The sequence below is a fragment of the Mesorhizobium carmichaelinearum genome, from assembly GCF_900199455.1.
GTDB classification, from domain to species: Bacteria; Pseudomonadota; Alphaproteobacteria; order Rhizobiales; family Rhizobiaceae; genus Mesorhizobium; species Mesorhizobium carmichaelinearum.
Genome location: NZ_FZQR01000003.1, coordinates 220998 through 234471 on the forward strand (window position 1 = coordinate 220998; position 13474 = coordinate 234471).

The 13474-nt window shown below is 63.5% G+C and carries 11 protein-coding genes; 4 read left to right on the forward strand and 7 right to left on the reverse strand.

Annotated features, from left to right (window positions below; all coding sequences use genetic code 11):
- Positions 1-26: 26 nt before the first annotated feature.
- The 7 genes from CKW40_RS07685 to CKW40_RS07715 form a co-directional block, all read right to left on the reverse strand.
- The gene (locus CKW40_RS07685) at positions 27-1142 is read right to left on the reverse strand and encodes an ABC transporter ATP-binding protein (protein ID WP_095199353.1); all 1116 of its coding nucleotides are present in this window, start codon (positions 1140-1142) and stop codon (positions 27-29) included.
- Positions 1139-1936, reverse strand: coding sequence for an ABC transporter permease (locus CKW40_RS07690; protein ID WP_095199354.1), 798 nt, complete (start codon positions 1934-1936; stop codon positions 1139-1141). The genes CKW40_RS07685 and CKW40_RS07690 overlap by 4 nt, the downstream gene beginning before the upstream one ends.
- On the reverse strand, positions 1936-2808 hold the full coding sequence (locus CKW40_RS07695) for an ABC transporter permease (protein WP_095199355.1): 873 nt from the start codon (positions 2806-2808) through the stop codon (positions 1936-1938). Before CKW40_RS07695 ends, CKW40_RS07690 begins: the two co-directional genes overlap by 1 nt.
- Positions 2809-2830: 22 nt before the next feature.
- The gene (locus tag CKW40_RS07700) at positions 2831-3907 is read right to left on the reverse strand and encodes an extracellular solute-binding protein (RefSeq protein WP_095199356.1); all 1077 of its coding nucleotides are present in this window, start codon (positions 3905-3907) and stop codon (positions 2831-2833) included.
- A 41-nt stretch (positions 3908-3948) separates the two neighbouring features.
- On the reverse strand, positions 3949-4608 hold the full coding sequence (locus CKW40_RS07705; RefSeq protein WP_095199357.1) for a helix-turn-helix domain-containing protein: 660 nt from the start codon (positions 4606-4608) through the stop codon (positions 3949-3951).
- A 171-nt stretch (positions 4609-4779) separates the two neighbouring features.
- Positions 4780-6561 (reverse strand): chloride channel protein, encoded by a 1782-nt coding sequence (locus tag CKW40_RS07710; protein WP_095199358.1) that lies wholly within the window; start codon positions 6559-6561, stop codon positions 4780-4782.
- 671 nt (positions 6562-7232) lie between these two features.
- Positions 7233-7532: a putative quinol monooxygenase gene (locus CKW40_RS07715; protein ID WP_095199359.1), complete on the reverse strand. Its 300-nt coding sequence runs from the start codon at positions 7530-7532 to the stop codon at positions 7233-7235.
- A gap of 172 nt (positions 7533-7704) precedes the next feature.
- Between CKW40_RS07715 and flhA the strand changes: the two genes are divergently transcribed.
- The 4 genes from flhA to CKW40_RS07735 all read left to right on the forward strand — a co-directional run bounded on the left by flhA (position 7705) and on the right by CKW40_RS07735 (position 13448).
- A complete protein-coding gene (gene flhA / locus CKW40_RS07720) occupies positions 7705-9792 on the forward strand; it encodes a flagellar biosynthesis protein FlhA (RefSeq protein WP_095199360.1) in 2088 nt (695 codons plus the stop codon).
- Entirely contained in the window at positions 9789-10541 is a 753-nt protein-coding gene (gene fliR / locus CKW40_RS07725) for a flagellar biosynthetic protein FliR (RefSeq protein WP_095199361.1), read from the forward strand. The genes flhA and fliR overlap by 4 nt, the downstream gene beginning before the upstream one ends.
- 2 nt (positions 10542-10543) lie before the next feature.
- The gene (locus CKW40_RS07730) at positions 10544-10927 is read left to right on the forward strand and encodes a hypothetical protein (protein ID WP_095199362.1); all 384 of its coding nucleotides are present in this window, start codon (positions 10544-10546) and stop codon (positions 10925-10927) included.
- 337 nt (positions 10928-11264) lie between these two features.
- Positions 11265-13448, forward strand: coding sequence for an adenylate/guanylate cyclase domain-containing protein (locus CKW40_RS07735; RefSeq protein WP_244571125.1), 2184 nt, complete (start codon positions 11265-11267; stop codon positions 13446-13448).
- Positions 13449-13474 lie beyond the last annotated feature (26 nt).

The following is a 13474-nucleotide window of genomic DNA, read 5'->3' on the forward strand; positions in this document are numbered from 1 at the left end:
GGATGACTTTCAGATGGGGAGCGGGATCAAGTGAGCGTGGTGTCGGCGGTGCTGTCGTCGGCCAGCAGCTTGGCGTCGGCGCCGTGAAAGCAAAGCTCCACTGGTTCGCCCAGGCCAAAACTTTCGCCGGTCAGCGGTGAGCGCACGATTGCGGCGGAGCCATCGGCCAACTTCACTTCATATTTCGATTCCGAGCCGAGATAGATGGCCTCGGCGATCGTCCCCGACAGGCGGTTGGCGCCATCGGCAGCACTTTGGCCGGGCCGGCGGATGGCGAGCTTTTCAGGACGCAGCAGCATCACCGGCCTGGCATCCCCATTGATGCGCGTCGATGCCGTTACCGTCTCGCCGGCTATGGTAAGTGCGGTGCTTGTGCCATCGCTTCGCGCCTCGCCACGCAACACGGTGGAGTCGCCGATGAAGCGGCCGACGAACAGCGTCGCCGGTTCGTCATAGAGCTGGCGGCCGGTGCCGACCTGCTCTATCCGCCCGCGATTGAACACCGCGATCCGGTCCGACAGCACCAGCGCCTCCTCCTGGTCGTGCGTCACATAGACGAAGGTGGTGCCAAGCTCGCGGTGGATGCGCTTGATCTCGAGTTGCAGCCATTCGCGCAGCTTCTTGTCGAGTGCGCCGAGCGGCTCGTCCATCAAAAGCAGCGGCGGGTCGAAGACGATGGCACGGGCGAGCGCCACGCGCTGCTGCTGGCCGCCCGACAGTTCGCTGGGATAACGATGCGCGAAGTCGCCCATCTTGACCATGTCGAGCGCCCTTGCGACACGCGCTTGCCGCGTCGCCTGGTCGACGCCGCGCAGCGTCAGCGGATAGGCGACGTTGCGGCCGACGCTCATATGCGGGAACAGCGCGTAGTGCTGGAAGACGACACCGATATTGCGCTTGTGCGCCGGCACGCCAACCACGTTCTTGCCGCCGACCAGCAGCTTGCCGCTCGTCAGATCGGTGAAGCCGGCCACGACATTCAGCGTCGTGGTCTTGCCGGAGCCGCTCGGGCCGAGCAGCGTCATGAACTCGCCGGGCTCGATCCGCAACGAAACGCCGTCCAGCGCCTTGAAGCCGCCATAGGCCTTGCTGACCGATTCGAGATCGATCGCCGCACCCTTGCTCTGCTGTGCCGGCTTCATTGGCGTCCTTTCCGCTCGCGACCAAGAAGCAGCATGCCGCCGCCGATCAGGATCGTGGTGGCGAACAACAGGATGGTGCCGACCGCGGCCACCGTCGGGTCGGCGTCGCGGGTGATGGAGGAGAATATCTGCACGGGCAAGGTCTTGAGGTAGGGGTTGGTGATGAACAGCGACACGACGATCTCGTCGAAAGAGGTGGCGAAGGCGAACAGCAGGCCGGACAGGATGCCGGGCAGGATCAACGGCAGCGTCACCGTGCGGAACGCGGTCAGCGCTCCGGCGCCGAGGCTCGCCGCCGCCGTCTCGAGGCGCCTGTCGAACACTTCGAGACTGGCCGAGACCGCGATCAGCACGAAGGGAAGTGCCAGGATGGTGTGGGCAAGCACGAAGCCCAGCAGCGTGCCGACGAGGTGGGTGTCGAGATAGACGGCATAGATGCCGATCGCCAGCACCACGCCCGGCACCACCATCGGCGTCAGCATCAGCATCCGCAAAAGATTGGCCGACCCGGCCTTCATGCGGTCAAGGCCGAAGGCCGCGAGCGTGCCGAGCACCGTCGCCAGCACCGCCACCACCGAGGCGACCTTAAGCGAGTTGAGGAAGCTCGACGACCAGTCCGGATTGGTGAAGAAGTTCTGGTACCACTGCCAAGAGAAGCCTTGCGGCGGAAAGGCGAGCGACTTGTTCTCGTTGAACGACATCGGCACGACGACCAGCGTCGGCGCCACCAGCCATATCGCCACCAGCAGGCAAACGAGGCCGAGGATCACGCGGGTGAGCGGCTTGATCTCCATCAGCGCCGCCCCGCTTCCCGGTACCGCGAGCGCATCACGGGTGCTGCGAGCGCCAGAAGCACAAATGTGGTGACGAGCAGCACCACGCCCATGGCGCCGCCACGACCCCATTGCAGCAGGCTGAGCACCTGCGTCTGCACCAGCGTCGACAGCATGGTCGAGCGCGGTCCGCCGAGCAGCGCCGGCGTAATGTAGAAGCCCAGCGCCAGGATGAACACGATGATCGCGCCGGCATAGACGCCTGGCAGCGACAGCGGCAGGTAGACGGTGAAGAACGCGCGCGAAGGTCGTGCGCCCAGGCTTTGCGCAGCCCGCATCAGCCTGAGGTCGATGCCCTTCATCACCGAATAGAGCGGCAGGATCATGAAGGGCAGAAGCACCTGCGCCATGCCGATCACCACGCCGGTCTGGGTCCGGATCAGCCGGATGCCGTCAAAACCGGCCAACCTCAGCAGCGAATTGATGACGCCCGAATCCTGCAGCAGGATCACCCAGGAGAGCGTGCGCACCACCCCGCTCACCCAGAACGGGATGAGCACGCAGAGCACCAGGACGAGCCGCACGCGCGGCCCGACGGCGGTCATCAGATAGGCGTAAGGATATGCGCAGATCACGCAGACGATCGTTACCCAGGCCGAGATGGTGAAAGTGCGCTGGAGCACCGTGAGATTGATGGGCGCGCCGAAGAACCAGACGTAGTTCTGCACGCCCCATTCCGGCTCCGACAGACTGCGCAGCACTATGGTGAACAGCGGATAGCCGATCACCGCGACGAGCAGGATCAGCGCCGGCGCCGTGAGCGCGAACGGCCGCCATGCCCGTCCCGGCCGCACATCGGCGGCGGGTTGGGTCGGAAGCTCGGACGCGCTCACGATCTGCCTCTCGTTCGCTGGTTCAGTTGCCGGCCATCAGCGCCGACCACTTCTCCTGCGCCACCGCGAAGTTCGGCACCCAGAACTTGAAGTTCTGCTTGTAGCCCTGCTTCTGGCGATCCGGCGTGTTGGTCAGGAAGGCGGCGACGGAAGCGTCGACCTTGGGCTGCGCGTCGCCGTTGATCGGCGTGTAGGAGGTCTTCTCCGCCAGGATTTCCTGCGACTGTTTGCCGAGATAGGCATTGAGCAGCGCGTAGGATGCGTCCGTATCCTTGACGCCGACGGGGATCGTCATCTGGTCCATCACCACCAGCCAGTCCTGCCAGGCCGGCGCGTATTTGGCGCCGTTCTTGACCGCGGTCATGGCGCGGCCGGTCCACATCATCAGCATGTCGGCCTCGCCGGATTCGGCGAGCTGCTGCGATTCAGCACCCGTCTTCCAGAAGATGGTATCGGGGCCGAGCTTGCGGACCACATCGATGGCCTTGTCGATATCGGCCACCGTCATCGCCTTCGGGTCGCCGCCGGCAACCTTGAACGCCTGTTCGAGCAGGCCGCCCGTCGGGCTGCCGGAGCCGTCGATCCCGCGCACGCCCGGGAACTTTGCCGTATCGAAGAAGTCGGCCCAGCTCTTGGGCGGATTGTCCTTGTATTTCTCCTTGTTGTACATCAGCACGACGCCGTAGTTCATCGCCGGCACCGAGCACTCGCCGACCTGACCTTCCGGGATTTTCGAGACGTCGAGCTTCGTCAGATCCAGCTTCTGGAACAGCTTGCCGCAATAGACGTAAGGCGGCAGGTCGTCGGTATCGACGACGTCCCAGGTGACATTGCCGGACTCGACCTGCGCCTGCAGCTTGGCGATCTCGGTCGGGCCGTCATTAAGCAGCTTGACGCCGGACTTGTCGACGAACTCCTTCAGCGCGGCCGCCTGGCCGTCCTGGTAGATGCCGCCATAGGAGACGAACGTCAGGGTCTTGCCCTTGAGCGAGCCTTCCTTCACCTCGCCGGCGACCGGCTTCTCCTGCGCAAAGGCCGCGCCGGCCACAACGCCAAGCGCCAGAATGGCGCCAAGGCCTGCAAATCTCGATTTAAACATCACGCTAACTCTCCCATTCATGCCCGCGTTTTGGATAGGACCTACCTGGCCGCGAGCGGTTTCCAGGCCGTGTATTGATCGAGCTCGGCGCGCACCGAGGTCGGCGGCGCGATGATCCACATCACTTCGGCTCGGCCACTGCCGATGTTCTCTGAGCGATGCGGTGTCGACGTCGTGTATTCGATGCTGTCGCCCTCTTCGAGCACGTGGCGCGCCTCGCCGAGCGAGACCTCGACGATCCCGCGCAGCACGACCAGCATCTCGTGCGCGTCGCCATGGGTGTAGCGATCGGGCCCAGTCGAACCGCCAATGTCGAATTCCCCGACATAGACTTCCATGTCGCTCAGCGGCGGACGCGACAACAGCATCTTGCGGCAGCCGTCGCTGGGCGGCAGGCTCGGCCGCTCGCTTCGTCTGAGAACACCATGGTTTTGCGCTTTGCTTTCCTCGAACAGCATGGCGACGCTGACGCCGAGCGCCGAAGCCATCTGGTTGAGCGAGGCGGTGCTGGCCCCGGTCAGGCCGCGTTCAAGCTGGCTGATGAAACTGGCGCTCGTCCCGGTCGCCTCCGCAAGCTCCCGCAAGGACAGCCGGCGGGCGAGGCGAAGGCTCTTGAGGCGCATGCCCAGAACCTGATGCGCATGCGTCGCGGCCGGTACTTCACCGGTCTTTACGGAAGCCTGGTCGGACCCCTTGCGCATGCCGTCTCCTCACCGCACTTAACACTATGTACAGTACCACTGTACATCTGGCAAGCCGCGCACGGCGCCAGGAGCGCGCCAATACCCGGGCGGCTTGCTCAAATCAGAGGGTGTGTCCATGGGAGCAGGCCGTGCCTGCCGGTCGACAAAGGGAACGTGGAGGAGAATCCTCTACCCCTCGCCCGACAAATCCCGGCGCGCCTTTTCGAGTTCTTCGGCATAGCGCCGCATCAGATGGCCCTCGGTCAGCAGTCCGAGCACGATATGGTCGGTGAAATCCTCGACGACGGCCAGTTCCTCGGCGCCGGCGCGCTGGAATGTCGCGGCGGCGGCCTGCACGTTCATGCTCGGCACCAGGACGGCATCCTTGTACTGGGCGAGATCGCGCACCGGCACCTCGCCGCCGGTGGGGTCGCTGTGCAGTTCGGCCACGATCAGCACGCCGACATACTGATCCCCCGGATCGACGGCGATGACGCGCTGGGCCGAACCCAACGGGATCTGCATGCGGAAGTCGGCCAGCGTCGTCGAGGCATCGATGGTCTTGATGTCCTTGCGCATCATCGAGCCGACGGTGAGGCTGCGCATCCAGCCGACATCATGGGCGCTGCGGATCGTTTCGCCGCGCAGATGGAAGCGCCAGGTTGAGAACGAATAGCCGAAGGTTTCGCGCACCAGGATCGCCGCCATGATCGAGGCGGCCAGAACGACGCCGGTGAGCGTCAGGTCGCGCGTCGATTCCAGCGCCAGAAAAGTCATGGTCAGCGGGCCGCCGACGACACCGACGGCAAGTGACGTCATGCCGACGACGGCGGCGACCGAAGGGTCGATGCCGGTCGCCGGCGAGACCAGCGCCATCACGCCGGCGAAGGCCTTGCCAAGCAGCGCGCCGAGGAACAGCGAAGCAAAGAACAGGCCGCCGCGAAAGCCCGAGCCCAGCGAGATGGCCGACGCCGCGAGCTTGAGCACGAAGACGCTGGCCACCACGGTCAGCCCATAATTCATGGCGAATTCGCGATGCAGCGCGCCATGGCCGCTGGACAGGACCTGCGGCGTGATCAACCCCAGCAGGCCGACGAGGACGCCGCCGATGACGGGGCGCAGCGAGGCATCGACCGACAGCCTGTTGAAACCACGTTCGATCAGCGTCACCAGTTGCATGATGGCGATCGAAGCCGCACCGCCCAGCAGCCCGAGCAACAGGAACGGCACGTACTGGCTGGGCGTCAGCGCTGGCAGCCCTGAAAGCTCCAGCGGAAACGGCACGCCGCCGAACATCTCCGCCGTCAGCGAGGCCGAGATCGCCGCTGTCATCACCGGCGCGACATTGGCGACAGAGTAGATGCCGATGACCAGTTCGAAACCGTAGAAGGCACCGGTCAGCGGCGCATCGAAGGCGGCGGCGATAGCGCCGGCGGCACCACAGCCGACCAGGATGCGGACATCGTTGCGGCGCAGCCTGAAGATGCGCGCCAGCCGCGATGCCAGGCCGGATCCGACCTGCGTGTAGCCGGCTTCCAGGCCGACCGAGGCGCCGAAGCCGCTGGAGATCATCGTCTGGCCGACGATGATGAAGGTGTCGGTCAGCGACATGCGCCCGCCATAGAGCGCGTTGGCTTCGATCGGATCGACCGGGGTGCGGAATTTACGCAGCCGCAGCCAGATCACCGTCAACCCGAGCAGGGCACCGCCGACCGCCGGTATCAGCGCCTGCATGGGATTGGCGAGCGAGAACATGCCGGAGAGCCGGCCGCCGGGCTGAACGCCGAACAACAGCCTGTGCAGATCCTGCACGATCTGGCTCATCGCCGTGACCAGTATGCCCGCCATGACCCCGACGACGCCCGCCAGGATGACCACGGCGATGCCGCGCGCCTCGAGCAGCGGAATTGATCTCAGCAGCACCGCGCGCAGCCGGCGGGCGTAGACTTGTGGCTGGTTTCTGGAAAGCACCCGGGCGGCTCGCCGATATCAAAAGGGACGTGAAGGCTGATACGCCCAGCGATACGGCATGGCAACCGCGATACCGGCTACCCCTGTGGGGATCGTTTCGCACGGTTTAGAGGCTTCTTTTGATCAAGACCCGAGCCCAAGCGACACAAGTCCGTCGGCCGTCCGAAATCCGACAACGGATTCGCAGCGATGCCCCTGCTCCAGTTTGCCCGCGCAATCGACGCACCGCATGAGAAGTGGTATTTTGGGCCGTCTCTATTTCCCTCAAGGAGGAAAACATGAGTGCGCGGGGGTTGTTTTCGTTGGCTGTTTGCACGATTTTTTTGAGTTCGTCTGCAATAAGCCACTCAAGCATAGATATGCCAGTTAAGCAGAATATTTCATACTCCATATCTCTTTTGTCGGGAGGTAATACTGAACAACAGAGCCGGCCGACAGAAGAACTTCTTCGGACTGCGCAGCAGGATGTCTGCTGCCCTGGCGGTTATCCTTGGTACCGCAATTCAACAAACATGTGTTACGGCAGCTATGAAGACTGCCACGATACCGATGGCGGAGGTTGGTCCTGCAGACAGGTCAACGCCTGCTAGGCCTTCTCAGCCTTCGGAGCACGACGGGATCGATCTGATGAGCCCCGCACCAAGTCGGCGGGTGTAGACTTCGTCAACCGATCAGGTCGGCATGGGCTCACCGGTCTCGTAGAGCACAAGATTGCGCTCGCCGATGCCGAGCGCCGGCCAACTCGCGCGCCACTCGGCAATGTGCGGCGAGCGGAAATGCGCGTCGAGCGCCGCTTTGTCGCGCCACACCTCGGTGACCCGGATCAGCCCGGCATCGAGCACATCGCTTGCATAGGAATATTCCAGGCAGCCATCCTCGGCGCGGCTGCCTGAAACCATGCGTTCCATCACCGGCCTTGCCTCCTCGAACCTGTCGGGCGGCAAGCGGATCGTGCCGATGATCAGGAGCATGGGTTTTCCTTCCTTCGCGACATCAGGTCCGCCTACTGCATGTCGCCCAAAAGTAACCTCGGTTTTGGGAGGACGACATGCATGAAACAAAGTCTCCCACCCTCGCGCAAGCTTGGCCAGCTACCCTCGCCGGGCTGTCCTATGCGCGGCAGTCTATGGTTCGAGGACTTAAATGGCGATCAGCGAAAGCATCCAGCCCGGCGCGGTGGCCAAGAATGGCCGCGACGTCTTTTTCGCGCTCGGCATCGTCATCATCCTGGCCGTGCTGTTCCTGCCGATCCCGGCCTTCCTCATCGACATCGGCCTCGCCTTCTCGATCGCACTTTCGGTGCTGATCCTGATGGTGGCGCTGTGGATCCAGCGGCCGCTCGATTTCTCCTCGTTCCCGACCGTGCTGCTGATCGCCACGATGCTGCGGCTATCCCTGAATATCGCCACCACGCGCATGATCCTGTCGCATGGCAATGAGGGCACGCACGCCGCCGGCTACGTCATCGCCGGCTTCTCCAAGCTGGTGATGGCCAGCGACTTCGTTATCGGCCTGATCGTCTTCATGATCCTGATCGTGGTGAACTTCATCGTCATCACCAAGGGCGCCACGCGTATCGCCGAAGTCGGCGCCCGTTTCACCCTCGACGCCATCCCCGGCAAGCAGATGTCGATCGACGCCGACCTTTCCGCCGGCATGATCGACGACAAGACCGCGCAACTGCGTCGCCGCGAACTGGAAGAAGAAAGCTCCTTCTTCGGCTCGATGGACGGTGCCTCGAAATTCGTGCGCGGCGACGCCATCGCCGGCCTCATCATCACCGCCATCAACATCGTCGGCGGCATCGCCATCGGCTATATCAGGCACGGCATGGGCATGGGCGAGGCCGCCGATGTGTTCATCAAGCTGTCGGTCGGCGACGGTCTCGTCACCCAGATCCCGGCGCTGATCGTCTCGCTCGCCGCCGGCCTGCTGGTTTCCAAGGGCGGCACCCGCGGCTCGACCAACCAGGCCGTGTTCGGCCAGCTCGGCGCCCATCCGCGCGCGCTTTACGTGGCGGCGGCACTGCTGGTGCTGCTCGGCCTGATGCCCGGCCTGCCGCTGTTCCCCTTCTTTGCGCTGGCCGGCGGCATGGCCGGCCTCGGCTACATCATCCCGATGCGCGCCAACCGCGTCCTCGCCGCGGCCGAGGCGCTGAAGACCCAGGAAAAGGCGACCAAGGCCGAGGAAGAGAAGAACTCGGTCAAGGCCTCGCTCGCCACCGCCGAGATCGAACTCCTGATCGGCAAGCAACTGTCGACCCGGCTGCTGGTGTCGCATCAGGAGCTGGTCTTCCGTATGGGCAAGATGCGCAAGAAATTCGCCCAGCAATACGGTTTCGTCGTGCCGGAAGTGCGCGTTGCCGATGATTTCGCCATCCCGCCGAAGAGCTACCAGATCAAGGTACACGGCACGGTGGTTGCCGAATACTCGATGCGCGTCGGCGAGATCATGGTGCTGCTCGGCAACCGCGAGGTGCCCGAAATCCCGGGCGAAGAGATCCGCGAGCCGGCCTTCGGCATGCGCGCCTATTCCGTCATGGAAACCTTCGCCGAGGATTTGAAGCGTGAGAACTACACTTTCGCCGACAACATGTCGGTGCTGCTCACCCATCTCTCGGAAGTCATCCGCAACAACCTGCCGCAGCTCTTGTCCTACAAGGACATGAAGGCGCTGCTCGAACGCCAGGACCAGGAATACCGCAAGCTCGCCGACGAGATCTGCACCACGCACATCTCCTATCCCGGCCTGCAGGCGGTGCTGAAGCTGCTGCTCGCCGAGCGCGTGTCGATCCGCAATCTGCACCTGATCATCGAGGCCATCGCCGAGATAGCGCCGCATGTGCGCCGCACCGAGCAGATCGTCGAGCATGTCCGCATCCGCATGGCCCAGCAGATCTGTGGCGACCTCTCGGAAGGCGGCGTGCTCAAGGTGCTGCGCCTCGGCAACCGCTGGGACCTCGCCTTCCACCAGAGCCTCAAGCGCGACGCCAAGGGCGAGGTGCGCGAGTTCGACATCGATCCGCGCCAGCTGGAGGAATTCGGCCAGGACGCCACCAAGGCGATCAAAAAATTCCTCGAAGCCGGCGAGCGTTTCGTCCTCGTCACCGCGCCCGACGCCCGCCCCTATGTGCGCATGATCATCGAGCGCCTGTTCACCACGCTGCCGGTGCTCTCCCATGTCGAAATCGCCAAGGGCGTCGAGATCAGGGTGCTCGGGACCATATCGTGAGCGTTCTTTCGCAGAGCGTCGTCATCGCGGCGTTCCTCGCCTTCTGCCGCATCGGCGCCTGCTTCATGCTGATGCCGGGCCTGTCCAGCGCCCGCGTGCCGGTGCAGGTCAGGCTGTTCGTGGCGGTCGCCGCGACCGGTGGCCTGCTCGCCTTCCTGTGGGACCGCATCATTCCCTTCGTTGATCCGCGACCGCAGATCCTGGTGCCGATGATCATTTCGGAACTTCTGGTCGGCGGACTGATCGGCGCCATGACCAGGCTCTACATGGAAGCGCTGCGCTTCATGGGCTCGGCGATCGCCATGCTGATCGGCTATGGCGGCTCGGGCGGACCGGCGATCGAGGAGCCGGAACCGCAGGCAGCGCTCGCCGCCATCATCTCGTTCTCGGCGCTGTTGATGCTGTTCGTCTTCGATTTCGACCACGAGATCGTCCGTGCCCTCGTGGCGTCCTACACGGTGGCGCCGGTCAACGTCTTCTTCAACCCACAGGCCGCCCTCGTCGACATTACCGACACCGTGTCGGACACGTTCTTCCTGGTTATCCGCCTCGGCAGCCCGTTCGTCGCCTATGCCATTCTGGTCAATCTGACGATCGGCTTCGTCAACAAGCTGACCCCGCAGATCCCGATCTATTTCATCTCCCAGCCCTTCGTCATAGCCGGCGGCATGATCATCTTCTATTTCGCCATCGGCACCATGCTGACGCTGTTCGTCGACGGCTTCGTCGACCTGACTTTGGCGAGGTAGCGATGACCACACGCAAGGACCGCCTGAAGAAACTGGTCAAGGTGCAGGAACAGCTGAAGGCGCTGCACGAGACCCGCCACGCCACCTTCCTGGCGGCGGCAAACGCGGCGGAAGCCGAAGCACGCGAATTGATCGGCCATTTCGACCAGGACAATTCGCTGTCCGGCCTGTTCCCCGACCTCTACCACCGCCGCATCGCCCAGGCGGTGGTGCGTCAGGAGAAGAGCCTGGAAAGCGCCAGGCAAGAGGCCGGCCTCATCGCCACCGCGAACGCGCGCACCAACATGGTCGAGCGCGCCTACAAGGACGTACGCAACCGCGACGAACGCGAACGCTCCGACCGCGAGCGGCTGGATCTGATCGCGCAGAAGCGGGGGGAGGAGTAGCGGCGGGAGTTTGGTTATGACCGGAAGCGGACGCATGCCCTCCACGACACGGCAGCCTTGCGCCTCATGTCGGCCATAGAGGCAAACCTCGCCGCGCCCGGAAGCAGACATCGCGGGTGACCATGACGGAGGTCGCGGTTGCGCCAGGAGCCGACTTTCCGTCGAACATCACCTTTTCGGAATTCAAGGCAAACGCTCGCAGCCGATTTTGTAACGTGCCTCATCGGAGAAGGGACTGTTTGCCGCTAGCTCTCGTAGGGCCGGTGTGTATGGTCTTGTGATTGGGCTTTCCTTATAATTCTACCCAGTGGAACAGGCTCAACATCTGGAACGGAAGTTGGTCGCTATCCTCGCCGCCGACGTGGTGGGGTACAGCCGGCTGATGGGGCTGGACGAGACGGGCACACTCTCGCGGCTCAAGGCGCTCCGGCGCGAACTCATCGAACCGTCGATCGAAGGGTACCATGGCCGCATCGTAAAGCTCATGGGCGACGGTGCTCTGGTCGCGTTCGAGAGCGTCGTCGATGCGGTAGCCTGCGCCGTCGAAATCCAACGGGTCGCCGCGCAGCAGAACCTCGGTCTTCCCGAAGATACCCAGCTAGTGTTCCGTATCGGGATCAACCTTGGTGACGTCATCATCGACAAGGATGACTTCTACGGCGACGGCGTCAACATCGCGGCCCGCCTGGAAGGATTGAGCGATCCGGGCGGCATCGTCATCTCGGGAACGGCCTATGACCAGGCCCACAACAAGCTCGGCCTGACTTTCAAGTCGCTCGGCGAACAGCGCCTCAAGAACATTCCAGAACGGGTCCGCGCGTATCGCGTGCTGCTGGAACAGACGGGAGGGACCAGGAAGTCGCGCTCTCGGCGATGGCCTGCGAGTATCGGCGCTGCGGCGCTCTTTCTGGCGCTGATAGCGGGCATATTTTGGCCGCAGGCGGTTGCCCTCCTGGCTGGCCACCGTTCCAACTTAGCCGATTCGGCGGCGGGCAAGCCTTCCATCGCCGTGTTGCCGTTTACCGATCTCGGCGAGAAGGCGGGACAGGATTATTTTGCTGAGGGGCTCACAGACGATCTCATCACCGACCTCGCGAAGATTTCGGGGCTGCTCGTGATCGCCCGCAACTCCTCGTTCTCGTTCAAGGATCAATCCCTCGAAATCGACAAGATCGCGGAGCAGTTGAACGTCCGTTACGTGGTCGAGGGCAGCGTCCGTCGGGAGGGAGATTTAGTACGGATTAATGTCCAGCTCAGCGACGCTAAAACGGGACGCAACATCTGGGCCGAGCGCTACGACCGCGACTATTCCAGGATATTCGCGCTTCAGGACGAATTGATCGGGCGCATCGTCGAGGCTCTGTCGGTGCGCCTGACGGAAGGTGAACGAGCACAGATTGCTCGCCTCCCGACCCGGAATCTCGAAGCATACGATTTCTATACCCGCGCCGAGCAGAAAGCGTATGCGGTCGACTTCAGGTCTATCGGGGAAGCTCTGTCCCTGTATCAAAAGGCCATCAAGCTCGATCCTGCTTTCGCGGACGCCTATTCGGGCTATGCCCGGGCCACGGTGGACGTGCTTGGGTTCGACTTCCAGCCCCTCATGCTAAGCGCCGTGGCACGGCAGCGCGCCTATGAAGCGGCAGGGCGAGCGCTGGAGCTCAATCCCCAGTCCTCGCGCGCCTTTGCTGTGCTCGGCATTCTGCAGATGCTGGATAGCGAATGGGACCAGGCGATCGCGTCGGTCCAAAAGGCCGTCGCGCTGGACCCGAACGGGGCGGAGGCGGAGCTCAATCAGGCGATCGTGCTCACCTACGCAGGACAGAACCCGGAGGCGCTGGCGGCGATGGAACGCGTGCTGCAGCTCGATCCCAAGCCGCGCGCCCAGGTCTTCGACTATTACGGCTTCGTGCTCTACATGAACCATCAGTACGAGAAGGCTTTGCAGGCGCTGAGCGCGGTCCAGCCGCAAGAGCGCAGCGACCTTGGTCTCGAAACGCTGGCCATGGCAAATGCGCGGCTTGGCCGCACGGCCGAGGCGCACGATGCGGCCGCAGCAATCCTGAAAAAGATACCCGAACAGAACCTCGCTGGTTATCGTGTCGTTTACGCCCACCATCGGCGGCAAGAGGACCTCGATCACCGGCTGGGCGCCCTTCGCGCCGCTGGGATTCCCGAGCGGAGCTTCGATTTTCGCGGGCGGGAGGAGGACCGGCTGGGCGCTGCCGCGATCCGAGCCCTAACGGGCGATCAGACGTGGGTCGGACATCAACACAATGGTGCGCCGTTCGTCATGGAGCTGAGCGCAAAAGGAGATTTCGCCGTGAGCTCGCAAAACGGCATGATCGCAGGTACGTTCACTGTCGAGGACAACCTCTTCTGCACACAATCCGCCGCGACCTTGCTCGGCCGCAAGTTCTGCGCCCCGGTCTATCGCAATCCCCAAGGGAGCAGAGATACGCAGGACGAGTACGCTTGGCCGGACTCTGTCACCGTCTGGTATTTCTCGGCGTCTCAGTGAGAACCGCCGTTCAACTCGCCGGCTCG